This window comes from Streptomyces sp. KL2, from assembly GCF_046529545.1.
In the GTDB taxonomy this organism is placed as follows: domain Bacteria; phylum Actinomycetota; class Actinomycetes; order Streptomycetales; family Streptomycetaceae; genus Streptomyces; species Streptomyces radiopugnans.
Map to the genome: position 1 here is coordinate 3,530,245 of NZ_CP127170.1, position 25,526 is coordinate 3,555,770.

The following is a 25,526-nucleotide window of genomic DNA, read 5'->3' on the forward strand; positions in this document are numbered from 1 at the left end:
CGTGCTCGGCCCCGGCCACGGTGGCCGGCGGGGTCAGGGGGCCTGTGAGACCAGTGGGTTCGACGGGGCCGGCGGCGAGGCGAAGGACCCGCCGTCCGAGACATCGCGCAGACGAATCCGGTCCGTGTACCCGGAGCCGTTCCGCACAGCGGTGAGCCGGGCCCGGGTGACCAGGCCGGTGCGCCTGCCGTCCCCGTCGCAGACGACGAGGTGACCCGTGCGGGCGGCGGCCATGACGGACAGCGCCACCTCGACGGTCATGTCGTCCCAGACCTGGGGCCCGGCCGTGTCCATGGCCTCGGCAGCCGTCCTGTGCGCGGATTCGGTGCTCGTCGCCGAACGGGAATGGATCCGGACCGGTGTCAAAAGGTGCCTCCTGGAGACGGGGGAGAGATCGGGGTCGGCCTTCTGGCCGGGGCGGTTCTAGGCGGCCGTGCCGGAGGCGGGCCGCCGCGCGGGCGCGCGCCGGGCCGCCGGGACCGGGCGGCGCCGGCCGCGCGAGGCACCGCCGCGTCCGGGGCGTTCGGCCGCCGGCGCGGTGACGACGACCGGGATGCCGGAGGGGGCCTGGGCACCGGTGATGCGGTGCAGCGCCTCCGCCCCGGCACGGACCTGGGCGGTCTGCGGGGCGATGCCGGCCGTTGCCATGAGACGGGTCACGGCGCGGCGCTGGTCCGGGGTGACCAGGGTGACGACGCTGCCGGACTCGCCCGCGCGGGCCGTGCGGCCACCGCGGTGGAGGTAGTCCTTGTGGTCGTTCGGAGGATCGACGTTGACGACGAGGTCGATGCCGTCGACGTGGATGCCGCGGGCGGCGACGTTGGTCGCCACCAGCACGCTGACGTGTCCGTTCTTGAACTGCGTCAGCGTACGGGTGCGCTGCGGCTGCGACTTGCCCCCGTGCAGGGCGGCGGCCCGCACCCCGCTGTTCAGAAGGTGCCCGGTGAGGCGGTCGACGGCGTGCTTGGTGTCCAGGAACATGATCACACGGCCGTCGCGCGCGGCGATCTCGGTGATGGCCGCGCTCTTGTCGGCGCCGTGGACGTGGAGCACGTGGTGCTCCATCGTCGTGACCGCGCCGGCCGACGGGTCGACGGAGTGCACGACGGGGTCGCTCAGATAGCGGCGTACGAGCAGATCGACGTTGCGGTCGAGGGTGGCGGAGAACAGCATCCGCTGGCCGTCGGGGCGCACCTGGTCGAGCAGCTCGGTGACCTGCGGCATGAAGCCCATGTCGGCCATCTGGTCCGCCTCGTCGAGGACGGTGACGGCGACCTGGTCCAGCCGGCAGTCGCCGCGTCCGACGAGGTCCTTGAGGCGTCCGGGGGTGGCGACGACGACCTCGACGCCGCCGCGCAGCGCGCCGGCCTGTCTGCCGATCGGCATTCCTCCCACGACCGTGGCCAGTCGCAGCCTCACCGAACGGGCGTACGGCGTGAGCGCGTCGGTGACCTGCTGGGCCAGCTCACGCGTCGGTACCAGGATCAGCCCCAGCGGCTGCCGGGCCTCGGCGCGCCGTCCGGCCGTACGGGCCAGGAGGGCCAGCCCGAAGGCGAGGGTCTTGCCGGAACCGGTGCGCCCCCGGCCCAGGACGTCGCGGCCGGCCAGGGAGTTCGGCAGCGTCGCGGCCTGGATCGGAAACGGTACGGTCACGCCCTGCGAACCGAGCGCGGCCAGCAGCCCCGCGGGCATGTCGAGCTCGGCGAAGTCCGCCGCGGCGGGCAGTGCCGGGGTGACCGTCTCAGGGAGGGCGAACTCGCCCTGGAGCGCGGCGGGGCGGCGGCCGTGGCCGCTGGAACGGACCGGCCCACCGGAGCGGCTCGGAGACGACGAGCCGAACCGGCCGCCGTCCCTCCGCGGGGCGGCACCGCCGCTCCGAGCGCGGGCGAAGCGGTCGTTCGTGCGTGTGCGGTTCATGCGGAACCTTCCTCGACACGGCGCATGTCAGGGAATTCTCGCTGCGGTGAACGGCATGGAGAATCGCAAGAGCAGGCCGAATGGAAACAGAATTTGATTATGCGCTGCGGTGTGCTCGAAAGGGCGTGCGCCGGCTCTTTCGAAAGGCATCCGGTGGCGTGTACCCACCGGTTCTCCGCAGTCGCACCGAAGGCGAGGAGCTGCGGAGAGCGCGTACAGCCGGGGCCCGCACCCCGAAGGATGCGGGCCCCGGCTGCGATGCGCGCGTCGGCGTCAGGCGATGACGATGTTCTCGGCCGTCGGGCCCTTCTGCCCCTGCGCGATGTCGAAGCTCACCTTCTGGCCTTCGAGCAGCTCACGGAAGCCCTGGGCGGAGATGTTCGAGTAGTGGGCGAACACGTCCGCGCCGCCGCCGTCCTGCTGGATGAAGCCGAAGCCCTTTTCCGCGTTGAACCACTTGACGGTGCCAGTAGTCATGTCTTTTCTCCTTCGGGGCAGTGAGTCGGCGGCCGCACTGCGCAGACGCCGTGTCGCCGCGATGATCACCCCGCCCGGAAAAAGACCGGAGCCAAAAAGCACTTCCAGTGACGCAGAAGCCGACTGGGAGGGCCTGGAACTCGGGAACCACAACTGCAACTGGAATCGACAGTAGCACGTTGCGGCGGTCCGTGCGGGTTGAGCTATTTCTTTCTGCTCGTTGCCGCAGGGAAACTGGCCGCGCGTTTCGCGGAAATCTCATGCGGCGGGAACAGATATGGTCGTGAAATCCAAGCGCGGCTGTACCCGGCTGTACCCGGCGGTGCCGCCGGGTACAGCCGGGTACAGCAGTTCCGCTCGCCATGGGGCGGGGAAGGTGCGCGGCAGCGCGTTGACGGGTGCGGCGGTGCGCGGCCGGCTCGTCCTCCGCGGGCGTCTCATGGCAGCTCCCCGCCCTCTGAGCGCACGGCACGTGTGCCACATGTGTGCCGCGAACTCGGAGGCCCTTCCGTCGGCTGGACGGAAGGGCCTCTGACCTGGTGCCGCTCTGTGCCCCCGGCAGGATTCGAACCTGCGACACCCGCTTTAGGAGAGCGGTGCTCTATCCCCTGAGCTACGAAGGCGGACGCAGGACAGGTTAGCGGATGAGTGCGGGGCGTGCCGAACGTGTTGGGCGGAAGTCAGTACGTCAGGCCGTGTCCGAAGGGGTAGAGGGTGCCGGTGGAGCCGAGGTCCGGGACGGCGACCGGGAGCCTGCCGGCGGGGGAGAGGTCGCCGTAGACGGCGCGGACGGCGGCCCGGAGGGAGGGGGCGCCGTAGGAGTAGGTGGCCAGGTAGGCCGGGACGCCGGGGAAGCGGCGGATGTCGTACGGGTTGCGGACGGCGACGGCGACGACCGGCGTGCCGGTGTCCATCAGGGCCTGGACCAGCCTCGCCTGGGCGGCGCCCTTCTCGGAGCCCGCCGCGGCCGCGTTGACGGAGACGATCACCAGGCCGTGGCCCGCCGCCGCTTCGGCCGCCTTCGTGATGCGGTCCGCGGAGGGGATCGCGCCCGTCTCCAGCACGGTGGCGCTCTGGCCGGGCCGCTCGGCGACGGCGTCGGCGAGGGACCGGGTGGTGCCCACCCCCCAGCCGGTCACCAGGACAGAGCGGGCGCCGGAGGAGAGGGGCAGGAGGGAGCCCTCGTTCCTGACCAGGGTGACCGTGCGGTCGGTGATGGCCTGGGCATCGGTCCTGTGGCGCTCGGCGCCGACGGTGCGTACGGCGCGCTGCTCGTCCACGTACGGGTACCGGAAGAGGTCCCGGCGGAGCTTGTGCGCCAGGATCCGCTCGACCGAGGCGTCCAGACGGGAGACGGGGATCTCCCCGCTGCGCACGGCCTCCAGGACGGCGCTGTAGGCGGTGTCCAGCTTCGGCGCCAGGACGAGCTGGTCGCAGCCGGCCCTGAGGGCCTGGACCGGTGCCACGTCCGGCGGGAACTGGCCCGAGGCGCCCTGCATGTCCAGGGCGTCGGTGACGATCAGGCCCTCGAAACCCAGCTCCTCGCGCAGCAGCCCGGTGATGATCGGCTGCGACATGGTGGCCGGGACGCCCGACGGGTCCAGGGCGGGGACGACGATGTGGGCCGTCATGATCGTGTCGACCCCGCGCGCGATGGCGGCCCGGAAGGGCGGCAGGTCGATGCTCTCCAGTTCCTCGCGGGTGTGGTCGATCCGCGGGAGGCCGGTGTGGCTGTCGGTGTCGGTGTCGCCGTGCCCGGGGAAGTGCTTGGCGGCCGAGGCGACCCGGCCGCGGTGGTAGCCGCTCACGGAGGCGTCGACCAGGGAGGCGCACAGGGCGGGGTCGGAGCCGAAGGAGCGGACGCCGATGACCGGGTTCTCGGGGTTGACGTTGACGTCGGCGACCGGGGCGTAGTTCTGGTTGACGCCCATCGCCGCCAGCTCCAGGCCGATGATCTCGGCCGAGCGCCGGGTGTCGGCGGCGGACCGGCCCGCCGCCAGCGCCATGTTCCCGGGCAGGAGGGTGGCGGGGTCGGTGAGGCGGTAGACGACGCTGCCGCCCTCCTGGTCGATGGAGACCAGCAGCGGCACGCGGGCGCCCGCACGGCCCGCGGCCCGCTGGAGGCCGTTGGACAGACGGGCGGTCTGGAGCGGGTCGCGGACGTTGTCGGGGCCGCGGCGGGCGTCGAAGTAGATGACCCCGCCCGGCCGGTACTTGGCGATGACCTCGGCGGGGGTGTCCACGCCGTACAGGGTGCGGTTGCCCGCGGAGACCGTGTCGGCGGCCTGCCCGTAGACCTCGACGACGAAGAGCTGCCCGACCTTGTCCTCCAGGGACATGCGGCGGACCAGGGCCCGGGCCCGGGCACGCGCGCGGTCGGTGCCGGCGGCCGACCCCGCGGCCGCCCCGGTGTCCGCGTTCGCCGGGGAGGAAAGGGCGGCGGAGGCGGTCAGCGCCGCGGTGACACCGAACAGGCCGGTGGCGAGGGCTTGTCTGCGGCTGGGAGTCGCGGGCTGCTGCATCGGGTCTCTCCTCACATGGGCGGACGGAGCGGGTGGGGCCGGTGGTGCGCGTGCGGAAGGGACGGCATGTGGGGGGCGGATGCCGGAGCCGTGGCGGCCACATCGTTCCAGCGCGTCGGGCCCGCGGCCAGAGGGGTGCGGGACTGTCAGTGGTCGGGCCATTGGCGGAGGTACGTGGGAGGCGCGGAAGGAGGGCCCGGGACGGACGGTCCGGGGACTGAGCCGGGAGGGTGGAGTCGGGAGGGCGGTTTCGGGCGGGGCGGTTCGGGCGGGCTCACTGGGATTGTGGCCGTGGCGGCCGGGGCCGGGCGCGGCGACGCGCGGCGGGGGCGCGGCACGGTGGTCCCGGAGGGTGACGCGGGACGCGTCCGCCGCGGCCGGGACCGCGGGTGCGCGCCGGACGCCTCGGCGGCGCCTCAGCGGCCCAGCGGCTTCTCGTACCAGGCCACGTCCCAGTACCGGCCGAACTTCCGGCCGACCTCGCCGTACGTGCCGATGTGGCGGAAGCCGAGGCGGACGTGGAGGCGTACGGAGGGCTCGTTGGGCTGGGCTATGCCCGCGTAGGCGCGGTGGACGTCCTCGCCGCCGAGGGCGTCGAAGAGGTGCTCGTACAGCAGGGTGCCGACACCCCGCCCGCACGCGTCGGGGGCCAGGTAGACGCTGACCTCGACCGAGGTGGAGTAGGCGGGCTTGGGGCGGAACGGACTGCTGGTGGCGTAGCCCAGGACGCGGTTCGATTCGGCGCCGAGGGCAACCAGAAGACGGTGGGGGCCGTCCTTGGGGTGGGAGAGCAGCCAGGGACGCCTGGCATCGACGGTGAGGGGTTCGACGTCGAATGTGACGGGGGTCTCGCGGACGTAGTGGTTGTAGATGTCCGTCAGATCCGGAAGATCGCCTTCCTCGCCCGCTCTGACCTGGACTTCTCCGCGCTCCGTCATGGCCGGCCCTCTCTGTGTGGCGGCGCAGAATACCGCAAGATCCGGAAAAACGATGCGCGCCGTGGGAATTCTGTCCGGATTGAAGTCGTTGATTCCATCGGAACGGGCACCCGAACCAGGAGACGCCGGGTGGCTGGACCGCCACCGACCAGTTGTAGACCACGACTCGCAAGGGAGTACGCATGGCAACCCGTGCCGTCGCCCGTCGTCAGGCCGATCCCAACGGCGCTGACGAGGCACGACCTGTACGTACCTCGTCGGCAGGGGATGTAGCGGACCGGGACCTGGTCGGCATGTACCTCGACGAGATCGCCCGCACCCCGCTGCTGGACGCGGCGAAGGAGGTCGAGCTCTCGCTCGCCATCGAGGCGGGCGTGTACGCCCGGCAGATCCTCGACGGCGAGGTCGAGCCCGTCTCGGAGGACTCGCCGGGCGCGACCGCGACCCGCGAGGAACTGGAGGCCGTGGCCGCCGAAGGCGAGCGCGCCAAGGACGTCTTCATCCGCTCCAACCTGCGCCTGGTCGTCGCCGTCGCGCGGCGCTACCCCCGCAGCGGTCTGCCGCTGCTGGACCTGATCCAGGAGGGGAACGCGGGCCTGGTGCGGGCGGTGGAGAAGTTCGACTACCGCAAGGGCTTCAAGTTCTCCACGTACGCGACGTGGTGGATCCGGCAGGCCATCACGCGGTCGATCGCCGACCAGTCGCGCACCATCCGCCTCCCCGTCCACCTGGTCGAGGAACTGGGCCGGATCCGGCGTGTGCAGCGGGAGTTCAACCGCGAGCACGGCCGCGACCCCGAGCCCGCCGAGATCGCCGAGGAGCTGGGCTCCACGGCCGAGCGCATCACGGACGTGCTGGACTGGGCGCGCGACCCGGTCAGCCTGAACATGTCCGTGGACGACGAGGGTGAGACGCAGTTCGGCGATCTGCTGGAGGACACCTCCGCGACCTCTCCCGAGGACTCCGTGCTCGTGATGCTGCGGCGCGAGGAACTGGAGGACATGATCGGTCGGCTCGACGACCGGACCGCCTCCATCATCCGGGCGCGCTACGGCATCGAGGACGGGCGCGAGCGCACGCTGACCGAGGTCGGCAAGCAGCACGGCCTGACGAGGGAACGCATCCGCCAGATCGAGAAGCACGCCCTGCTCGAACTGAAGAAGATGGCCCATGACACGGGCTTCGACGCTGCGGCGTGACGGCGTCCGGCGCGGTGGAGTGCACCGCGCCGCGACGGAGCACAACCGAAGACGACCCCTGGACAGGGACCCCGGCGCACTCCCCCCCAGCGCCGGGGTCCCGCTGTGTCCGGAGCCCGCTGTGTCCGGAGCCCGGCGTGGTGGGGCGGTGGCGGTGGGGCGGCGTGGCGAGGCGACGCCGGGGAACGGAGCCGTACCGGTTCAGGGGCGGCGGTAGAGGTCGCGGTACGCCGGGAACACCCCGCCCGGGCCGTCCACGCCCTCCGCGGCCCGTACCGCTTTGACCACCGCCCGGGTCAGAGTGTCGGCCCCGGCCGCCAGCACGTCGTTGACCTCCTCCGCCTCCAGCCGGCGTGCCCCGGTGGACAGGGCGAAGACGGTGTCCCCGTCGGTGAGCAGATGAACCGGGCGGACCGCGCGGGCCAGCCCGTCGTGGGAGGTGCCCGCCAGCTTCTGCGCCTGGGCGGGGGTGAGCTGCGCGTCGGTGGCCACCACGGCCAGCGTGGTGTTGAGCGGCGGCCGTACGGAGGCGGCCGAACGGCGCTCCGACTCCTGCTGGGCGGCGGCCAGGGACCGCAGCGCCTCGGCGTGCTCGGCTTCGGAGGGGAAGACCGGGCGCTTGCCGTACAGCTCGCCGTAGAGCACTCCGGTGGCCGGGTCCAGAGTCGAGCCCACCGCGTTGACCACGGCCAGCGCACCCACCGTGGTGCCCGAGGGCAGGACCGTGCTCGCGGTGCCCACTCCGCCCTTGAGCCCGCCCGCCACAGCCCCCGCACCGGCTCCGACGTTGCCCTGGGGGACCGGCTCGCCGACGCTCGTACGGGCGGCCGCCCCGGCCGCCTCCCGGCCGAGCGCCGCGTCGGGACGGGCCCGCCAGGAGCCGCCCCGGCCCAGGTCGAAGAGACATGCGGCCGGAACCACGGGTACCACCTGGTCCGGCTCCGGGCCCACGGGGAAGCCCCTGCCGCGCTCCTCCAGCCAGGCCGTCACCCCGCAGGCGGCGTCCAGCCCGAAGGCACTGCCCCCGGTCAGCACCACGGCGTCGACGCGCTCCACCAGGTTGCGCGGGTCCAGGGCGTCGGTCTCCCGGGTGCCGGGCCCGCCGCCCCGCACGTCCACGGCGGCGGTCGCCCCGCCCTCCGGGGCGAGGACCACGGTCGTGCCCGTCAGCCAGCCGTCGCCGATCCGCTGTGCGTGGCCGACCCGCAGGCCCTGGACATCCGTCAGTGCGTCGTTGACCCTCGAGGCGTTCATGAGGCCATGATCCTCCTCACTGGCACGGGCCGGGACCGCCGTACTCTGGAGGGATGAGCACCCCCGCCACCCCCGGCCACGGCGCCGCGCCCCGCGACCCGGCCTCCGCGCTGGACTTCTCCGACCCGCTGAGCCGGCCCTCGGCCGACGACACCGACCGCGGCTGGGGCGAGCGCCCGGAGGCGGGCGGCGACGGCGGTGCTGCCGATCTGGCCCGCTTCCTGGACGAGAAGCCACCGCACCATCTGTGAGGCGATCCGGGGAACGCCCGGGTCAGGCCTTCCCGGAGGGGCCCCCGGACGTATCCCCGGACGCACCGGACGGCCCCTCGGTGCCCGGCCGGACGACGCCGCCCCCGGAGGCGCTGCGCTGTGCCGCCAGAAGGGCGGCGTCCGGGCCGCCGTTGCCGTCGCGCTGGGCCAGCAGCGCGTCGCGGATCTCGGTGAGCAGCTCCACCTCGGTCTTCTGGGCCGGAGTCGCGGCCGCTTCCGCGGCCTCCTCGGCGCTCAGCGCGTCCAGCCGCTCCTTGAACTTGTTCATCGGCACGATCATCAGGAAGTAGACGACCGCGGCGGTGATCAGGAAGGTCAGGGCGGCGCTCAGCACCGAGCCCCACTTGATCGCGATACCGCTGACGGCCGCACCGGTCGCCGCATCGAACTCGCACGGGCTCTGGATGCAGGACTGGTAGCGGTCGAGGTCCTTGGGACCGATGGAGCCCACCACCGGGTTGATGACACCCTCCACCACCGAGTTCACGATCTTGGTGAAGGCCGCCCCGATGACGACGGCAACGGCCAGGTCGACCACGTTGCCCCGCATCAGGAATGACCTGAACCCGGCCAGGACGCCCTGCTTCTCGCTCAACGGACTGCCTCTCCTCCGCGCACGTGCTCCGGCCTCCGCCGGGTGAACGCAGCACACGCTGCACGAAATCCGCGCGGACTGTCCAGTCCGGTCCCCGGCGGGCGGTGGTCAGCACAGTGTCACCGCCAGACGGGAGTGCGCCGCCGCTCCGGCGAGCCGGGCGGCCGTCGGCCGGGGCACCGAGAGCACCACCAGCGCCCCCTCCCGGCCGCCGGAGCCCGCCTCCGTGCCGGAGGCGGGCTCCGGCACGGCCGCCACCGGCACGTTCCGGGCGATGGTCCGCGCGCGATCCACCGGGCCGGCGCCCGGGGCGGCGGCGGGTGTGGCCAGCACGTCCACCCTGTCCCCGGGGCGCAGCAGTCGTACCGCCTCCGCGTCGGGGATCCGCACCGGGGCGTCCACCGTCGTGCCGTCCTCCCCGCCGTCCGGGGACGCGGGCGGGGCCGGACCCGCCGGTGCTTCTCCGGCCGCGGGCCGGGCCGCCGGGAGTGCGCGGTGCCCGTCTCCATCCGCGTCCCCGCCCGCGTCCCCGGGCGCTCCCCACAGGGCCGCGCCCGCGGAGACGACGGCCAGCAGCAGCGCCACCGCCCGGAACCACCGGCCCGCCGCGCGGAGGGGGCCGAGGGGGCCCCGCCCGGCGCGCACCGGCTCGAACTCCGGCACGGGGCCGGCGGCCGGAGGGCATGAGGGCGGAGGAAGGGGGTGGGGCGTGGAGGGGGAGGGGGAGGGGGACGGAGGGGGCGCGGACTGGAGGGACGAAGAGGACATCGGGGTCACCGCCTTGTGCTGGGAGCACCCCGACGATGTCCGGTCCCGCGGGAATCCGCCGGGCCCTGTGGACCACCCACCGGTTGTGGACAACTCGCTCACCCACACGAGGCACAGGAACCGCACGAGCCGCACCCGTTCCCTGCGTCGCTCCGTGCCGTCCCCACCGCCCGCCGCTCCCGCGGCGCCACCGGCCGGCTCCTGGAGAACCCCCTAGGGAAGCTCGATCCCCAGGTCCAGCCCGTCCAGCGCCGTCGCGCAGGCGCAGTCCCGCTCCGCCGGCAGCCCGGCCACCGTGTCGAAGAGCACTTCGCGCAGCCTTCCGACGTTCTGCGCGAAGACCTGGAGCACCTCCTCGTGCGAGACGCCCTCGCCGGTCCCGGCGCCGGCGTCCAGGTCGGTGACCAGCGCCATCGAGGAGTAGCACAGGCCCAGTTCGCGGGCGAGGACCGCCTCGGGGTGCCCGGTCATCCCGACGACCGACCAGCCCTGCGCCGCGTGCCAGCGCGACTCCGCGCGGGTCGAGAAGCGCGGCCCCTCGATCACCACCATGGTGCCGCCGTCCACCGGCTCCCAGCCGCGCCCGCGCGCGGCCGCGACGGCCGCCGCCCGGCCCGTCTCGCAGTAGGGGTCGGCGAAGGACAGGTGCACCACGTTCGGCACCGAGCCGTCGGGCAGCGCCTCGCCGTCGTAGTAGGTCTGGACGCGCGACTTGGTGCGGTCCACGAGCTGGTCCGGCACCAACAGCGTGCCGGGCCCGTACTCGGGCCGCAGACCGCCCACCGCGCACGGCCCCAGCACCCGCCGTACGCCGACCGAGCGCAGGGCCCACAGGTTGGCCCGGTAGTTGATGCGGTGCGGGGGCAGATGGTGCTTGCGGCCGTGCCGGGGCAGGAAGGCCACCCGGCGCCCGGCGATCTCGCCGATGAAGAGGGAGTCGCTGGGCTCGCCGTACGGCGTGTCCACCGCGACCTCCAACACGTCGTCCAGGAACGAGTAGAACCCGGATCCGCCGATGACGCCTGTCTCCGCCTGTGCGCTCATGGCCGAACACACTAGCCCCCGACGCCGCGGCCCCGTCGCGGTGCGCACCGCGACGGGGCCGGGAAAGGCGGGTTCCGGCTCCGGGCCGGAGGGCGGGACCGGGTCAGGCCGCCGAGGAGCCGGCCTTGGACGACGAGCCGCCGGACGAGCCCGAGCTCTTCTCGGAGGAAGAGGAGGCCGACGAAGACGACGACGCCGCAGACGAAGACGACGAAGACGGGCTGCCGGACGAGGAGCCGCGGCTGTCGTTCCGGTAGAAGCCGGAGCCCTTGAAGACGATGCCGACCGCGGAGAACACCTTCTTCAGGCGGCCCTTGCAGCTCGGGCACTCGGTGAGTGCGTCGTCGGTGAACTTCTGAACCGCTTCCAGGCCCTCGCCGCACTCGGTGCACTGGTACTGATAGGTCGGCACTTGCTCCTCCTGGCACTCTTCCCTGTGGAGTGCTAACGACGCACCATGGTGCAGTATTCCGGCGGCTTAGTCCACCGGGAGCGGCGGACGGTGACCCTCGCCACGCCCCGGGGCCCCTTCCCCGTCCTCCCTCCGGCGCCCTCCGTCACCCGGTTCGCGGGCCCTTCCCGTCGCCCGGTCGCCGGTCGCCCGGCCGCCCGTCGCCGGCCTTCCCGTCGTCCGTCTGCCCGTCCCCCTCCTGTCCGCCGTCCGGCTTCAGCCATCCGCGCAGTGCCGCCACCGTCACCAGCGCCAGCGCCGTGGCGGCCAGCGGCACCGTGAATCCGGCGCTCGCCCCGAAGCCGTCCGTCAACTGCCCGGCGGCCGACGCGGCGACGGCCTGCCCCAGCGCCACCGCACCGGCCATCCAGGTGAACGCCTCGGTGCGCACACCCGCCGGAACCAGCCGCTCCACCAGGGTGAAGCCGGTGATCAGACTCGGCGCGATGCCCATGCCGGTCAGCAGCCCGAGGACGGCCAGCAGCGGGACCACGTCCACCGCCCACAGGGGCGCGGTGGTCAGCGTCAGCAGCGCGTACGCCGCCAGCAGTCGGCGCTGCGGGGCCGAGCGCCAGGTCAGGGCGCCGAAGACGAGACCGGCGAGCATGTTGCCCGCGGCGAAGATCCCGTACAGCACGCCGTTGAGGCCCGGCCGTCCGATGGAGTCGGTGAAGGCGGCCATCGACACCTGCATCCCGCCGAAGACCGCGCCGATGCCCAGGAAGGCGACGATCAGCACCCGTACGCCCGGCACCGACAGCGCCGAGGCGTGCGGCGCGCCGTCCGCTCCCCGGGCGCGGCGGTGGGCGGGGGGCGCGGTACGGCGCTGGGCCGCGAAGAGCAGTCCGCCGACGATGGTCAGGGCCGCCTCGGCGGCCAGTCCGGCGGCCGGGTGCACCCCGGTGCACAGGGCGGTGGCCAGGACCGGGCCGATGACGAAGGTGAGCTCGTCGGTGACCGACTCGAACGCCGCCGCCGTCGACAGCAGCCGGGCCCCGCCCGGCCCGCCCGGCGGGCCCGATCCGTCCGGTGAGCCCGGCCCGCCCCTGAGCAGGTGCGCCCAGCGGGCCCGCACCATCGGGCCGACCTGCGGCACCGAGGCGCCGGCCGGCACGGCCGCCAGCAGCAGTGCCCACAGCGGCGCCCGGGACAGTGCCAGGGCCGCCAGTACGCCCACGGCCGCGGCGTGCAGCAGCACCCCGGGCACCAGGACCGCGCGCTGGCCGAAGCGGTCGGCGAGCCGGCCGCTGCGGGGTGCGAACAGGGCCATCGACACGCCGGTCACGGCGGAGACGGCGCCCGCCGTGCCGAACGATCCGGTGGTGTCCTCGACCAGCAGCACGATGCCGAGCGTCAGCATCGCGAAGGGCTGGCGGGCCAGGAAGCCGGGCAGCAGGAACGTCCACGCACCGGGCGTGCGCAGCAGGTCCCGGTAGCCGGGCTTCCGGTTCGTGACGGGAGTGACCGCGGTGGCCACGGCCGTACCTTTCTGCCGCCTGGTAGCGCGCCGCGGGCCGTACGGCGCGCGGTGTCGCGGTACGGCGGGGGCACGCCGAAGGCCGTCCTCTCGCACGGACCGCGGCGTGTGGTCGGCCGGGCGGCCGTGCCGGCCCTGCATCAGGCGGGGTCGAAACTCCGGTAGCTCCGAAAGTCGGACAAACGTACGGCCTCAGGGTAGCCGATCACCCCGCAGACCCGGCCGCGCCCCGCCCGTGCCTCCCCGCCCTCGTTCCGCCGCCCCTCACCGCCCCGCCCGTGCCCCCGTTCCCGCCCTCCTCAGTCCTCCCGCAGCGCCGAGCTGCCCGCCGTCCCCAGCCAGCCCGCCAGCTTGCCGCCCCGGCCCACGGCCATCAGCCGCCGCTCGGCGGCGTCCCGCACCGCGTCGGTGGCGACCACCAGCAGTTCGTCGCCGTGCCGCAGGACGGTCGACGGCGAGGGCACGAAACTGCTGCCCTCCCGCACGACCAGGGTGACCGCCGCGCCTTTCGGCAGCCGCAGCTCGGCCACCTCCACGCCCTGCATGCGCGAGCCGTCGGGGATGGAGACCGCGATCAGATGCCCGCGCAGCCGCTCCAGCGGGGCCGACTCGATGTCAAGGTCCTGGGTGCCGTCGGTCTTGTCCAGCCCGAGCCGGCGGGCGACCCAGGGCAGGGTCGGCCCCTGGAGCAGGGTGAAGACCACGACCAGCACGAAGACGATGTTGAAGATCCGCCGGCTGTCCTCCACCTGGTCGACCATGGGGATCGTCGCCAGGATGATCGGCACCGCGCCGCGCAGCCCCGCCCACGACATCAGCGTCTGCTCCCGCCACGGGAGCCGGAAGGGCAGGGTGCACAGCACCACGGACACCGGCCGCGCCACCAGCGTCAGCGCCAGTCCGACCGCCAGCGCGGCCCAGAAGTCGCGCAGCAGCTCCGAGGGGGTCGCCAGCAGACCGAGCAGCACGAACAGGCCGATCTGCGCGATCCACGCCATGCCGTCGGCGAACCCCCGGGTGGCCGGGCGGTGCGGCAGCCTGGAGTTGCCGAGGACGACCGCGCTGACGTAGACCGCCAGGAACCCGCTGCCCTGCGCCAGTGCGCCCCCGGCGTACGCCAGCACGCACAGCGCCATCACCGCGATCGGGTACAGGCCGGATGCGGGCAGCGCGACCTGCCGCAGTCCGTACTCGCCCAGCTTGCCGACGGCCAGTCCCACCGCGAGCCCGATGGCCAGCTGCAGCGCGATCTGCCCGATCAGGACGTACCACGACTCCATCGGGCCGGCCGAGGCGAAGGCGACGACCAGGATCACCACCGGCGCGTCGTTGAACCCGGACTCCGCCTCCAGCATCCCCGTCAGGCGGGGCGGCAGCGGCATCTTGCGCAGCACGGAGAAGACCGCCGCGGCGTCCGTCGAGGAGACGACCGCCCCCATGATCAGCGCCGGCCGCCAGTCCAGCCCCACCAGGTAGTGGGCCCCCGCGGCGGTGACGCCCACGCTGATCGCGACGCCCGCGGTCGCCAGTACGGCCGCGGCGGGCATCGCCGGGCGGATCTGGCGCCACTTGGTGCCCAGACCGCCCTCGGCGAGGATCACCACGAGCGCCGCGTAGCCCAGCACCTGGGTCAGTTCGGCGTTGTCGAACTCGACCCCGAGCCCGTCCTGCCCGATGACGAGTCCGATGCCGAGGTAGATCAGGAGGCTGGGGAGCCCCGTGCGGGAGGAGAGCCGGACGGCCGCGACTGCGACGAGCAGCACGAGCGCGGAGACCAGCATGAGTTCGTTGAGGCGGTCGACAGTCAGAAGCCGGTCCTTCCGTGGGCATGCGGAGACGGCGGCCGGGACCCGGCCGCCGGGAAGTCATTTCATTGCCTAACAATTTACCATCGCTTGAACCTTCGGCTCCCGATGCGCAGACTCCCTGCCGACCGGTGACCCGGCTCGTCCTATGGTTGCTCCAGCACCTCTGGTCCCACCCTGCCCTCGAAGGACAGCGATGCCCGCCAAGAAGACCCCGCGACGCGCCCGCCTTCTCGTGATCGCAGTCGTGCTGCTGCTCGTGGCGGGCGTCGGCTACGGCGCCTACTGGAGCGTCGGCACCGTCCGCGCGTCCTTCCCCCAGACGACCGGCTCGGTACAGCTCGACGGCCTCTCCGCCCCGGTCACCGTCAAACGCGACGAGTACGGCATACCCCAGCTCTACGCCGACAGCGCCGAGGACCTCTTCCGCGCCCAGGGCTACGTCCACGCCCAGGACCGCTTCTGGGAGATGGACGTACGGCGGCACCTGACGGCCGGCCGGCTGTCGGAGATGTTCGGCGAGAGCCAGGTCGAGACCGACGCCTTCCTGCGCACCCTGGGCTGGCGGAAGGTGGCGCAGGAGGAGTACGACACCAAGCTGTCGGAGACGACCAAGAAGTACCTGCTGGCCTACGCCGAGGGCGTCAACGCCTACCTGGGCGGCCGCAGCGGCGCGGAACTCTCCCTGGAGTACGCGGCCCTCGGATTCGTCAGCGACTACAAGCCGCACAAGTGGTCGCCGGTGGACTCCGTCGCCTGGCTCAAGGCCATGGCCTGGGACCTGCGCGGCAACATGCAGGACGAGATAGACCGGGCCCTGCTCTCCAGCCGCCTGACGAACAAGCAGATCGAGGCGCTCTACCCGGACTACCCCTACGACCGGAACAAGCCGATCGTCCGGGACGGCGCCGTCAGCGCCCTCGACGGCGCCTACGACCCGAAGGGCACCGCTCCGCAGGACGGGGGCACCGCGCAGAACGGCGCCGCGGATCCCGGCACCGCGGACCCGGGCACCCCGGATCCCGGCACAGCCGTCCCCGGCGGGGCCGCCTCCCCCGACGGCGCCGCCCAGGACGCCCCGGCGGACCAGACCGGTCAGGGCGTGCAGACCCAACTCGCGGCCCTGGCCGCCTCCCTCGACTCCATCCCGGCCCTCCTCGGCCCCAGCGGCGACGGCATCGGCTCCAACTCCTGGGTCGTCTCCGGCGAGTACACGACCACCGGCAAGCCGCTGCTCGCCAACGACCCGCACCTGGCCCCGCAGCTCCCCTCCCTCTGGTACCAGATGGGCCTGCACTGCAACTCGGTCGGCGAGGCCTGCCCCTTCGACGTCGCGGGCTTCACCTTCTCCGGCATGCCCGGCGTGATAATCGGCCACAACCAGGACATCTCCTGGGGCTTCACCAACCTCGGCGCCGACGTCACCGACCTGTACCTGGAGAAGATCGAGAACGGGACGTACCTCTACGACGGCAAGAAGATCCCGTACGACACCCGCGAGGAGGTCATCAAGGTCGCGGGCGGCGAGGACCGCAGGATCACCGTCCGCTCCACCCACCACGGCCCCCTCGTCTCCGACCGCAGCGGCGAGCTGGCCGGCGTCGGCGACCACGCCCCCGTCGGCGACGTCGCCCCCGACCGCGGCAAGGGCTACGCCGTCGCGCTGCGCTGGACGGCTCTGGAGCCCTCCAGAACGATGGACGCGGTCTTCGAGCTGAACGCCGCCGGCGACTTCGAGGGGTTCCGCAAGGCGGCCCGGAAGTTCGCCGTCCCCTCCCAGAACCTGGTCTACGCCGACACCGAGGGCAACATCGGCTACCAGGCGCCCGGCCGCATCCCGGTCCGCGCCGAGGGCCACGACGGCCGCTACCCGGCGCCCGGCTGGGACTCGGACTACGAGTGGAAGAGCTACATACCGCAGGAGGCCCTGCCCTGGGAGTACAACCCGGAGCGCGGCTACATCGTCACCGCCAACCAGGCCGTGATCGACGCCGGGAAGTACCCCTACCCGCTCACCGAGGACTGGGGCTACGGCGCGCGCAGCCAGCGGATCGACGACCTCATCCAGTCCAAGATCAAGGACGGCGGCAAGGTCTCCACGGACGACATGCGCACCATGCAGCTGGACAACAGCAGCGAGATAGCCAAGATCCTGGTGCCCTACCTGCTGAAGATCGACGTCAAGGACCCCTACGTCCGCCAGGCGCAGGAACTCCTGGAGGGCTGGGACTACACCCAGGACGCCGACTCCGCGCCCGCCGCCTACTTCAACGGCGTGTGGCGCAACCTCCTCAAGCTCGGCTTCGGCAACAAGCTCCCCAAGGAGGTCCGCGTCAAGGGCGAGTGCCTGCGGGTCCGCCCGGCCGACGAGTCCGGGCCCATCGAGGACCTGAGCGGCAACCCGCGCACCGTCCGCGAGTGCGGCACCCGCGCCCCGGAGTCCGCGCAGCCCGACGGCGGCGACCGCTGGTACGAGGTCGTGCGCACGCTGCTGGACGAGCCCGACAGCGGCTGGTGGACCCCCGGCAGCCGCTTCGAGGAGGGCGAGGGCGACCGCGACGCGCTGCTGGCCCGCGCCATGAAGGACGCCCGCTGGGAGCTGACCACCAAGCTCGGCAAGGACATCGAGACCTGGAGCTGGGGCCGTCTGCACCGGCTGATGCTCCAGAACCAGACCCTGGGCACCGAGGGTCCCGGCTTCGTCCAGCACCTGCTCAACCGCGGCCCCTGGGACCTCGGCGGCGGCGAGGCGGCGGTCAACGCCACCGGCTGGAACGCGGCGGGCGGCTACGAGGTGGTCTGGGTGCCGTCGATGCGGATGGTGGTCAACCTGGCCGACCTCGACGAGTCGAGCTGGATCAACCTCGCCGGCGCCTCCGGTCACGCCTACCACTCCAACTACGTGGACCAGACGGACATCTGGGCCGAGGGCGGGCAACTGGACTGGGCGTTCAGCCCGGACGCCGTCGAGGACGCCACCGAGGACACCATGGCCCTCACTCCGTGACCCCGCGGCGCCGTGACCGCGGCGCCGCCACCAGCGGCCCGGCCGGCCGAGCCCACCGCCCGGACCCCGCCGCGAGCCCCGCGCCCGCCGGTCTCACGCCGTGAAGCGGTGCACCCCCTCGGGGGTCACCGCGGCGTGCACCGGACGGTCGTGGGGCTCCGCCGGCACCCGGCGCAGGTACTCGCCCGAGTGCAGCAGCACCACCAGCGCCGGGGCGGCCCCGGACGCCTCGATCCGGGCCAGCACCCGGTCGTAGCTGCCCCCGCCGCGCCCCAGGCGCATCCCGCGCCGGTCCACCGCCAGGCCCGGCAGCAGCACGACCTCGGCCCCGGTCACGGCCTGCGGCCCGAGCCGCGGACCGGTGGGCTCCAGCAGCCCCCGGCGGGCGGGGGAGAGGAACTCGGCGCCCTCGTACGCGGCCCAGTCCAGGTCGTCGTCCGGCAGCAGCACCGGAAGCAGCACGCGTACGCCGCGCCAGTGCAGTTCGTCCACCAGCGCGCGGGTGTCGGGCTCGCGCCCCACCGAGACGTACGCGGCGACGGTGCGCGCCCCGGCCAGTTCGGGCAGTTCCAGGGCGTGCCGGGCGAGCGCACCGGCGACCCGGTGGACGCCGTCCTCCGGCAGATGGGCCCGCGCCGCCAGAAGGGCGCGCCGCAGTGCCCGCTTCTCGGCGGCCACCGTCCCCGGCGCCGTTTCCGCCGCCGTCCCCGGTGCCGCCCGCGTACCCCGGTGTGCTCCGGTGGTTCCGTCGTCCTTCACGCCGTGTTCATCTCCCCGGCTCGATTACGCCAGTCCCTCGCCATGGCAGGCGCATTATCATCCTGATGGCGCGCCAGCGCGGCCCCAAGCGCCGGGACGACTCCCCGTGAACCGCAACGGACCAGTCAGACGTGCGCTTTACGTCACAAACCAACGGCTATGGTGCAGACATGACTACCTCGCGTACACGGCGGATCACCAAGGCCGTCATCCCGGCCGCCGGGCTCGGCACCCGCTTCCTTCCGGCGACGAAGGCCACCCCGAAGGAGATGCTGCCGGTCGTCGACAAGCCCGCGATCCAGTACGTGGTGGAGGAGGCCGTCACCGCCGGCCTCCCCGACGTCCTGATGGTCACCGGCCGCAACAAGCGCCCGCTGGAGGACCACTTCGACCGCAACTACGAGCTGGAGGAGGTGCTGCGCAGCAAGGGCGACGAGACCAAGCTCACCCGCGTCCAGGAGTCCACCGACCTGGCCACCATCCACTACGTGCGCCAGGGCGACCCCAGGGGCCTGGGCCACGCGGTGCTGTGCGCCGCCCCGCACGTCGGCGACCAGCCCTTCGCCGTCCTCCTCGGCGACGACCTCATCGACGCGCGCGACCCGCTGCTGTCGAGGATGATCGAGGTCCAGGAGACCTACGGCGGCAGCGTCGTGGCGCTGCTGGAGGTCGACCCGGACAGCATCCACCTCTACGGCTGCGCCGTCGCCGAGCCCACCGGCGACGACGACGTCGTGCGCGTGTCGGACCTGGTGGAGAAGCCGTCCTCCGAGGACGCCCCCAGCAACCTGGCCGTCATCGGCCGCTACGTCCTGGACCCGGCCGTCTTCGAGGTGCTGCGCAAGACTGAGCCCGGCCGCGGCGGCGAGATCCAGCTCACCGACGCCCTCCAGACCCTCGCCGCCGACCCGTCCATCGGAGGCCCGGTCCACGGTGTGGTATTCAAGGGCCGCCGCTACGACACCGGCGACCGCGGGGACTACCTCCGCGCCATCGTCAGGCTGGCGAGCGAGCGCGAGGACCTGGGCCCGGACTTCCGCGCCTGGCTGCGAGACTTCGTCAAAGAGGAGCTGTAGGCACTTGAGCCGTACCTGGTCCGTCGACGAGCACCTGGCCGACGTCCTGCGGTCGGTGGGCCCGCTGGAGCCCATCGAGCTGCACCTGCTCGACGCCCAGGGCTGCGTGCTCACCGAGGACGTCCTGGTGCCCGTCTCCCTGCCGCCCTTCGACAACAGCTCCATGGACGGCTACGCGGTGCGCGTCGCCGACGTGGAGAAGGCGAGCGAGGACGACCCGGCGGTGCTGGAGGTCGTCGGCGACGTCGTGGCGGGCGCCGGCCGGCTGCCCGAGGTCGGCCCCGGCCGGGCCGCCCGCGTGATGACCGGCGCACCGCTGCCGCCCGGCGCCGAGGCCGTCGTCCCCGTGGAGTGGACCGACGGCGGCACCGGCGGCGGCCGGGCCGACGCCATGGCCGCCCACAGCGCCGACCCGTCCGGCGCGGCCGGCGAGGTCCGCGTCCACCGCCCGGTGACGGCGCGGCAGTACGTGCGGGGCAAGGGCGGCGACGTACGCGCCGGCTCCGTGGCCCTGGAGGCAGGCACCGTCCTGGGCCCGGCGCAGATCGGCCTGCTGGCCGCCGTCGGCTGCGGCACCGTCACCGTACGGCCGCGCCCGCGCGTGGTGGTGCTCTCCACCGGCAGCGAACTGGTCCGCCCCGGCGCGCCGTTGGGACCCGGCCAGATCCACGACTCCAACAGCTTCGCCCTGACCGCCGCCGCCCGCGACGCCGGCGCCATCGCCTACCGCGTCGGCGCGGTCGCCGACGACGCCGCCACCCTGCGCACCGTCATCGAGGACCAGCTCGCCCGGGCCGACGCCATCGTCACCAGCGGCGGCGTAAGCGTCGGCGCGTACGACGTGGTCAAGGAGGCGCTCACCGGCCTGGAGGGCACCGTGCTGGGCGGCGCCGAGCCGCAGGGCGACGGGGGCGCCGAGGAGGACGGGGACGGTGAGGGCGGCGGGGACGCCGAGGAGTCCGGGGCCCCCGAGGGCGCCACCGGCACCGACGGCACGCCGCGGGCCCCCGGCGCGCACCGCGCGGGCCGGCCCCCCGCCCGCGTGGAGTTCCGCCGCCTGGCCATGCAGCCCGGCAAGCCGCAGGGCTTCGGCCTGGTCGGCCCCGACCGGATCCCGCTGTTCGCCCTCCCCGGCAACCCGGTCAGCTCCTACGTCTCCTTCGAACTGTTCGTCCGCCCCGCCCTGCGCGCCCTGATGGGTCTGGAACCCGTCACCCGGCGCACGGTCACCGCCCGCCTGGAGTGCGAGGAGCCGATCGCCTCTCCGGAGGGCAAGCGCCAGTTCCTGCGCGGCCGGTACCGGCCCCCGGCCGCCGGGGAGGAACACGGCACGGTCCGCCCGGTGGGCGGCCCCGGTTCCCATCTGCTGGGCTCCCTGGCCCGCGCCGACGCGCTGGTCGTCGTACCCGAGCGGACCACGGAGGTCGCCCGGGGCGACGAACTGGAGGTCGTGCTCCTGGACTGAGGCGGCGGTGCCCGCGCCGCGGCGGGTACCGTTGTCGTCCGGAGCGGACCGACGCGGGAGAGCGATGAGCAGCGCGCGACAGGGGAGTCCAACGGACGGGGCCGCCGGCCTCACCCACATCGACGAGGCGGGCGCGGCCCGGATGGTCGACGTCTCGGCCAAGGACGTCACCGCCCGCACGGCGCGCGCCACCGGCCGCGTACGCGTCTCCCCCAGGGTGGTGGAACTGCTGCGCGGCGAGGGCGTGCCCAAGGGCGACGCGCTCTCGGTCGCCCGTATCGCCGGGATCATGGGCGCCAAGCGCACCCCCGACCTCGTACCGCTGTGCCACCCGCTGGCGCTGTCCGGGGTGAAGGTCGACCTCGCCGTCGCCGACGACGCGGTGGAGATCGCGGCCACGGTGCGCACCACCGACCGCACGGGTGTGGAGATGGAGGCGCTGACGGCCGTGTCGGTCGCGGCGCTGACGGTCGTCGACATGGTCAAGGCCGTCGACAAGGGGGCCGTCATCACGGACGTGCGGGTGGAGGAGAAGACCGGGGGAGCCTCCGGGGACTGGAGCCGCGGCCGATGACCGAGTCCGCACCCGCTTCCGGGCCCGTGCCCGTGGGCCGCCGAGCCCTGGCCGTCACCGTCTCCAACCGCGCCGCCGCGGGCGTCTACTCCGACACCACCGGCCCGCTGCTGGCCGAGGCCCTGCGCGCGCTGGGCTTCGCCACCGACGGCCCGCGGGTCGTCCCCGACGGCGAGCCCGTCCAGGACGTACTGCGCGAGGCCGTGGCCGACGGCTACGCCGTGGTGCTCACCACCGGCGGCACCGGCATCTCGCCCACCGACCGCACCCCGGAGATGACCCGGGCCGTGCTCGACCACGAGGTCCCCGGCATCCCCGAGGCCATCCGCGCCGCCGGGAGGCCCAAGGTGCCCACCGCAGCCCTCTCGCGCGGCGTCGCGGGCGTCGCCGGCCGCACCCTGATCGTCAACCTCCCCGGCTCCACCGGAGGCGTACGCGACGGCCTGGCCGTCCTGGAGCCCCTACTGCCGCACGCCGTGGACCAGATCCACGGCGGCGACCACCCCAGGAAGGACGCACCCCACTGAACGCACCCTGGCCGGTCGAGCTGACGGACGGTGACATCACCCTCCGCCCCATAAGGCTGCGCGACCACCGCGTCTGGCGCGAGGTGAACCAGCGCAACCGCGACTGGCTGCGCCCCTGGGAGGCCACCGTCCCGCCCGCCCTGCCCGGCCGCCTGCCGCCGCGCCGCCCGACGTACCGGCAGATGGTCCGGCACCTGCGGACGGAGGCGCAGGCGGGCCGGATGCTGCCCTTCGTGATCGAGTACCGCGGGCGGCTGGTCGGCCAGCTCACCGTCGCGGGCATCACCTGGGGCTCGATGTGCTCGGGCCACATCGGTTACTGGGTGGACCGGGAAGTGGCCGGACGCGGTGTGGTGCCGACTTCCGTCGCGCTCGCCGTGGACCACTGCTTCCGCACCGTCGGACTGCACCGTATCGAGGTCTGCATCCGCCCGGAGAACGGGCCGAGCCGGCGGGTGGTGGAGAAACTCGGATTCCGCGAGGAAGGACTGCGGCCGCGTTATCTGCACATCGACGGAGCCTGGCGCGACCACCTGGTCTACGCGCTGACCACGGAGGACGTCCCCGAGGGCCTGCTGAACCGCTGGCACCGGCGCTCTCTTCCCGGAGCCTCGCAGAAATAAAATAAACGTTCGATATTGCCTGAGGGTAAGACACCCTACAGTCATCGGACGGACACATTCGCGGAGGCAGGCCGCCGTAATCACGAAAAACGGTTGAGATATCAGCCGGATCGTGCGACACACCGCGCCAATTGGCGTATCACCTTCGCGAAACCCCTCTACCGTGTGGTGGGTGAGCAGCAGCGGCCTCATCTACGCAGTCATCGTCGGGGCCTGGGCCGCCTACCTGGTGCCGATGTGGCTCCGCCGGCAGGACGAACTCAACGAGGCTCGTCCGACGGAGCGCTTCGGCACCGCCATCCGGCTGCTGTCCGGCCGGGCGGGCATGGAGCGCCGGTACGCCAGGAACCTCAAGGAGGGGTCCGGGGACGGCGGCCCCGCCGACGGTGACGACCAGGGTGCCCCGGGCGTCGACGTCCGGGCCCTCGCCGACCCCGTGACCGAGCACATCACGGTCCCCGGCCCCGCGACGGTCGCGCGCGCCGAGGCCCCCACCGAGGTGCGCCGCCCCCGGCAGGACCGGCCGGGCCGGCCTGTCCAGGCGAACCAGCCGAACCAGTCGGGCCAGGGGCAGAAGGGCCGGGCCAAACTCCTCGCCCGCCGCCGGCGCACCACGATGGTGCTCTTCCTCGCCTTCACCCTCGGCGCGATCGTCGCGGCGGTCGGCGGCATCGCGTTCCTGTGGGCCCCGGCCATCCCGGCCGGGCTGCTGAGCGCCTACATCGCCCATATGCGCGCCCAGGAGAGGCGCCGCTTCGAGTTCGTGATGGACCGGCGCCACGCCGAGGCCGCCGCCCGCCACCTGCGCGAGCGCCGTGCGGAGCGGGCCGCCGACCGTGCGGAGCGGGCCGACCGCGCCGCCGGCGGCCGCACCGCCACCGGCCGGGGCGCCTCCGGCCGTACCCGGGAACCGGCCCCCGAGCCCGCCTCCGACCCCGAGGCGGACGAGCGGCGAGCCCTGGTGGAGCAGACCGACCACGCCGAGTGGGTGGACGCCCAGCGCCGCGAGCGCACCCCCGCACCGGTGGAGAGCGGCTGGGAGCCCACCCCCGTACCGCTGCCCACGTACGTCAACGCCCCCGTCGCCCCGCGCACCGCCCGGAGCGTGGACCTGGAGGCCCCGGACGCCTGGAGCTCCGCCCGCTCCACCACGGCCTCCTCCGAGCCCGTCCGGCCCTCCGCCCCGTCCTCCTCGCACTCGTCCTCGCCGCGCCACCGCACCCCGCTCTTCGACCAGTACGCGGACGAGGACCGCCCCCGCGCGGCCAACGAGTGACCCGGCCCGCCCCGGGTGCCCCCGGCTGCCCGCCCGCCGTGACCAGCGCGGTAACGGATTTCCGCGCACGGGCATGGGGATGCTAGGGTTTCACCCGTTGCAAGGGCCTGTAGCGCAGTCCGGTAGCGCACCTCGTTCGCATCGAGGGGGTCAGGGGTTCAAATCCCCTCAGGTCCACACCGCAGCACGAAGCCCCTCCCGGGAACCGGGAGGGGCTTCTTCGTTCTCCGCGTTCACCGCCCGCAGGGTTGGGTGTTCGAGCCGCGATGACGGCTCCGGGTCCTCGGTGTTCCCGCCCGACGGCAGCGTGGGGGTGTCCGCGCGCCTCTGCGTCACGGAGTCCCCGGAAGGCGGGGCCGCGGCGCGGCGACCCGGGGCCGGGTCGTGTCAGGCGCAGTTCGGGCCGCAGCCGCACCCGTCCGCGTCGGCCGGGCCGGGGGCCGCCGCGGTGGGGAGGGAGGGGGCGCAGCAGTTCTCGCCCCGCCAGGCCTCGCGGCCCTCCTTGACCGCGACGGCGACGATGACCAGGGCGGCGACGGGGTCGGCCCAGGACCAGCCGAGGGCTGCGTTGAGGAGCAGGCCCACCAGCAGGACGGCCGAGAGGTAGGTGCACAGCAGGGTCTGTTTGGAGTCGGCCACCGCGGAGGCCGAGCCGAGTTCGCGTCCGGCCTTGCGCTGGGCGAAGGAGAGGAACGGCATGATCGCCAGGGACAGGGCGGCCAGCACCACTCCGGGTACGGAGGGTTCGGCCTCACCGGCGCCGGTGAGCGCCCGGACCGCGTCGACGGTGACGTAGGCGGCGAGCGCGAAGAAGGAGACCGCGATGATGCGCAGGGTCCTCTTCTCCCTGGCTTCGCGCACCCGGTGGTCGCGGGCGGAGAACTGCCAGGCGACCGCCGCGGCGGAGGAGACCTCGACGGCGGAGTCCAGGCCGAAGCCGATCAGCGCGGCGGAGGAGGCCAGCGTCCCGGCCGTGATCGCGACGATCGCCTCGACGACGTTGTACGCGATGGTCACGGCGACCAGGAGCCGTATGCGACGGGCGAGGGCGTCGCGCCGGGGGGAAGGCCCCAGGGATACGGCGGTCATCGGCAGCACCCCTCCTCGTCGGCCTCGGCGCAGGTGCGGTCGCTCTCCACCGCCACCACCGCGGTGCGCAGGTCGTCCAGCGCGTGACCGAGGCGCTCGTCGGCCAGCTCGTAGCGGGTGCGGCGTCCGTCCGGCACGGTCACGACCAGGCCGCAGTCGCGCAGGCACGCCAGGTGGTTCGACAGCCGGGTGCGGGAGATCCCGAGGGAGTCGGCGAGGTCGGAGGGGTAGGCCGGGGCTTGCCGCAGGGCGAGCAGGAGCCGGCAGCGGATTGGGTCGGCGAGCGCGCGGCCGAACCGGGCCAGCACCTCGATGTCGGAGGCGACGGTCAACACGCCATGACAGTACACGGAACCTTGAATTCAGTGAAGCGTGAACCCTCGGCCGGGGTGAGGTGCCGCCCGGCCGAAC

24 protein-coding genes and 2 tRNA genes are annotated in these 25,526 nt (G+C 73.5%); 10 read left to right on the top strand and 16 right to left on the bottom strand.

What is annotated here, in order from left to right:
* Nucleotides 1-33: 33 nt before the first annotated feature.
* The 6 genes from QPK52_RS16025 to QPK52_RS16050 all read right to left on the bottom strand — a co-directional run bounded on the left by QPK52_RS16025 (nucleotide 34) and on the right by QPK52_RS16050 (nucleotide 5,854).
* Complete coding sequence (locus QPK52_RS16025; protein WP_410538179.1) at nucleotides 34-294, bottom strand: CBS domain-containing protein; 261 nt, start codon at nucleotides 292-294, stop codon at nucleotides 34-36.
* Between the two features lie 129 nt (nucleotides 295-423).
* Nucleotides 424-1,917, bottom strand: coding sequence for a DEAD/DEAH box helicase (locus tag QPK52_RS16030; RefSeq protein WP_410538180.1), 1,494 nt, complete (start codon nucleotides 1,915-1,917; stop codon nucleotides 424-426).
* A 273-nt stretch (nucleotides 1,918-2,190) separates the two neighbouring features.
* Nucleotides 2,191-2,394 (bottom strand): cold-shock protein, encoded by a 204-nt coding sequence (locus QPK52_RS16035; RefSeq protein WP_093659107.1) that lies wholly within the window; start codon nucleotides 2,392-2,394, stop codon nucleotides 2,191-2,193.
* A gap of 550 nt (nucleotides 2,395-2,944) precedes the next feature.
* Nucleotides 2,945-3,017, bottom strand: a tRNA-Arg gene (locus QPK52_RS16040).
* Nucleotides 3,018-3,074: 57 nt separating this feature from the next.
* Nucleotides 3,075-4,916 carry a glycoside hydrolase family 3 protein gene (locus QPK52_RS16045; RefSeq protein WP_410538181.1) on the bottom strand — a complete coding sequence of 614 codons (1,842 nt, stop codon included), beginning with the start codon at nucleotides 4,914-4,916 and terminating at the stop codon, nucleotides 3,075-3,077.
* A 416-nt stretch (nucleotides 4,917-5,332) separates the two neighbouring features.
* Nucleotides 5,333-5,854: a GNAT family N-acetyltransferase gene (locus QPK52_RS16050; protein ID WP_410538182.1), complete on the bottom strand. Its 522-nt coding sequence runs from the start codon at nucleotides 5,852-5,854 to the stop codon at nucleotides 5,333-5,335.
* Nucleotides 5,855-6,036: 182 nt separating this feature from the next.
* Between QPK52_RS16050 and QPK52_RS16055 the strand changes: the two genes are divergently transcribed.
* Complete coding sequence (locus tag QPK52_RS16055; protein WP_410538183.1) at nucleotides 6,037-7,053, top strand: RNA polymerase sigma factor RpoD/SigA; 1,017 nt, start codon at nucleotides 6,037-6,039, stop codon at nucleotides 7,051-7,053.
* 201 nt (nucleotides 7,054-7,254) lie between these two features.
* Here the strand turns inward: QPK52_RS16055 and QPK52_RS16060 are convergent, their stop codons facing one another.
* Nucleotides 7,255-8,307 carry a P1 family peptidase gene (locus QPK52_RS16060; RefSeq protein WP_410538184.1) on the bottom strand — a complete coding sequence of 351 codons (1,053 nt, stop codon included), beginning with the start codon at nucleotides 8,305-8,307 and terminating at the stop codon, nucleotides 7,255-7,257.
* Nucleotides 8,308-8,360: 53 nt separating this feature from the next.
* On the opposite strand from QPK52_RS16060, the gene QPK52_RS16065 reads away from it, so the two are divergent.
* A complete protein-coding gene (locus QPK52_RS16065; RefSeq protein WP_410538185.1) occupies nucleotides 8,361-8,558 on the top strand; it encodes a hypothetical protein in 198 nt (65 codons plus the stop codon).
* Nucleotides 8,559-8,580: 22 nt separating this feature from the next.
* On the opposite strand, the gene mscL is transcribed toward QPK52_RS16065, so the two are convergent.
* The 6 genes from mscL to QPK52_RS16095 form a co-directional block, all read right to left on the bottom strand.
* The gene (gene mscL, locus QPK52_RS16070) at nucleotides 8,581-9,174 is read right to left on the bottom strand and encodes a large conductance mechanosensitive channel protein MscL (RefSeq protein ID WP_410538186.1); all 594 of its coding nucleotides are present in this window, start codon (nucleotides 9,172-9,174) and stop codon (nucleotides 8,581-8,583) included.
* Nucleotides 9,175-9,282: 108 nt separating this feature from the next.
* Entirely contained in the window at nucleotides 9,283-9,837 is a 555-nt protein-coding gene (locus QPK52_RS16075) for an RcpC/CpaB family pilus assembly protein (protein WP_410538187.1), read from the bottom strand.
* Nucleotides 9,838-10,155: 318 nt separating this feature from the next.
* Nucleotides 10,156-10,986 (bottom strand): S-methyl-5'-thioadenosine phosphorylase, encoded by an 831-nt coding sequence (locus tag QPK52_RS16080; protein WP_410538188.1) that lies wholly within the window; start codon nucleotides 10,984-10,986, stop codon nucleotides 10,156-10,158.
* Nucleotides 10,987-11,089: 103 nt separating this feature from the next.
* The gene (locus QPK52_RS16085) at nucleotides 11,090-11,398 is read right to left on the bottom strand and encodes an FmdB family zinc ribbon protein (protein ID WP_410538189.1); all 309 of its coding nucleotides are present in this window, start codon (nucleotides 11,396-11,398) and stop codon (nucleotides 11,090-11,092) included.
* 145 nt (nucleotides 11,399-11,543) lie between these two features.
* A complete protein-coding gene (locus QPK52_RS16090) occupies nucleotides 11,544-12,914 on the bottom strand; it encodes an MFS transporter (RefSeq protein ID WP_410538190.1) in 1,371 nt (456 codons plus the stop codon).
* A 299-nt stretch (nucleotides 12,915-13,213) separates the two neighbouring features.
* The gene (locus QPK52_RS16095) at nucleotides 13,214-14,695 is read right to left on the bottom strand and encodes a potassium/proton antiporter (protein WP_410538191.1); all 1,482 of its coding nucleotides are present in this window, start codon (nucleotides 14,693-14,695) and stop codon (nucleotides 13,214-13,216) included.
* Between the two features lie 220 nt (nucleotides 14,696-14,915).
* On the opposite strand from QPK52_RS16095, the gene QPK52_RS16100 reads away from it, so the two are divergent.
* Nucleotides 14,916-17,726, top strand: a complete 2,811-nt coding sequence (locus QPK52_RS16100; RefSeq protein ID WP_410538192.1) for a penicillin acylase family protein — start codon at nucleotides 14,916-14,918, stop codon at nucleotides 17,724-17,726.
* Nucleotides 17,727-17,819: 93 nt separating this feature from the next.
* Here the strand turns inward: QPK52_RS16100 and QPK52_RS16105 are convergent, their stop codons facing one another.
* On the bottom strand, nucleotides 17,820-18,404 hold the full coding sequence (locus QPK52_RS16105) for a 5-formyltetrahydrofolate cyclo-ligase (protein WP_410540351.1): 585 nt from the start codon (nucleotides 18,402-18,404) through the stop codon (nucleotides 17,820-17,822).
* A 251-nt stretch (nucleotides 18,405-18,655) separates the two neighbouring features.
* Between QPK52_RS16105 and galU the strand changes: the two genes are divergently transcribed.
* From galU to QPK52_RS16140, 7 genes are all read left to right on the top strand, one after another.
* On the top strand, nucleotides 18,656-19,561 hold the full coding sequence (gene galU / locus QPK52_RS16110) for a UTP--glucose-1-phosphate uridylyltransferase GalU (protein ID WP_410538193.1): 906 nt from the start codon (nucleotides 18,656-18,658) through the stop codon (nucleotides 19,559-19,561).
* 4 nt (nucleotides 19,562-19,565) lie between these two features.
* Nucleotides 19,566-21,026 (top strand): gephyrin-like molybdotransferase Glp, encoded by a 1,461-nt coding sequence (gene glp / locus QPK52_RS16115; protein ID WP_410538194.1) that lies wholly within the window; start codon nucleotides 19,566-19,568, stop codon nucleotides 21,024-21,026.
* Nucleotides 21,027-21,090: 64 nt separating this feature from the next.
* On the top strand, nucleotides 21,091-21,600 hold the full coding sequence (moaC, locus tag QPK52_RS16120) for a cyclic pyranopterin monophosphate synthase MoaC (RefSeq protein ID WP_093660779.1): 510 nt from the start codon (nucleotides 21,091-21,093) through the stop codon (nucleotides 21,598-21,600).
* The gene (locus QPK52_RS16125) at nucleotides 21,597-22,127 is read left to right on the top strand and encodes a molybdenum cofactor biosynthesis protein B (protein ID WP_410538195.1); all 531 of its coding nucleotides are present in this window, start codon (nucleotides 21,597-21,599) and stop codon (nucleotides 22,125-22,127) included. The genes moaC and QPK52_RS16125 overlap by 4 nt, the downstream gene beginning before the upstream one ends.
* Nucleotides 22,124-22,750, top strand: a complete 627-nt coding sequence (locus QPK52_RS16130; RefSeq protein ID WP_410540352.1) for a GNAT family N-acetyltransferase — start codon at nucleotides 22,124-22,126, stop codon at nucleotides 22,748-22,750. Before QPK52_RS16125 ends, QPK52_RS16130 begins: the two co-directional genes overlap by 4 nt.
* Nucleotides 22,751-22,922: 172 nt before the next feature.
* The gene (locus tag QPK52_RS16135) at nucleotides 22,923-24,026 is read left to right on the top strand and encodes a hypothetical protein (RefSeq protein ID WP_410538196.1); all 1,104 of its coding nucleotides are present in this window, start codon (nucleotides 22,923-22,925) and stop codon (nucleotides 24,024-24,026) included.
* A gap of 103 nt (nucleotides 24,027-24,129) precedes the next feature.
* Nucleotides 24,130-24,203, top strand: a tRNA-Ala gene (locus QPK52_RS16140).
* Between the two features lie 210 nt (nucleotides 24,204-24,413).
* Here QPK52_RS16140 and QPK52_RS16145 read toward each other — a convergent pair.
* Both QPK52_RS16145 and QPK52_RS16150 read right to left on the bottom strand, forming a co-directional pair.
* Nucleotides 24,414-25,115 (bottom strand): cation transporter, encoded by a 702-nt coding sequence (locus tag QPK52_RS16145; protein ID WP_410538197.1) that lies wholly within the window; start codon nucleotides 25,113-25,115, stop codon nucleotides 24,414-24,416.
* Nucleotides 25,112-25,450 (bottom strand): ArsR/SmtB family transcription factor, encoded by a 339-nt coding sequence (locus tag QPK52_RS16150; protein ID WP_410538199.1) that lies wholly within the window; start codon nucleotides 25,448-25,450, stop codon nucleotides 25,112-25,114. Before QPK52_RS16150 ends, QPK52_RS16145 begins: the two co-directional genes overlap by 4 nt.
* Nucleotides 25,451-25,526 lie beyond the last annotated feature (76 nt).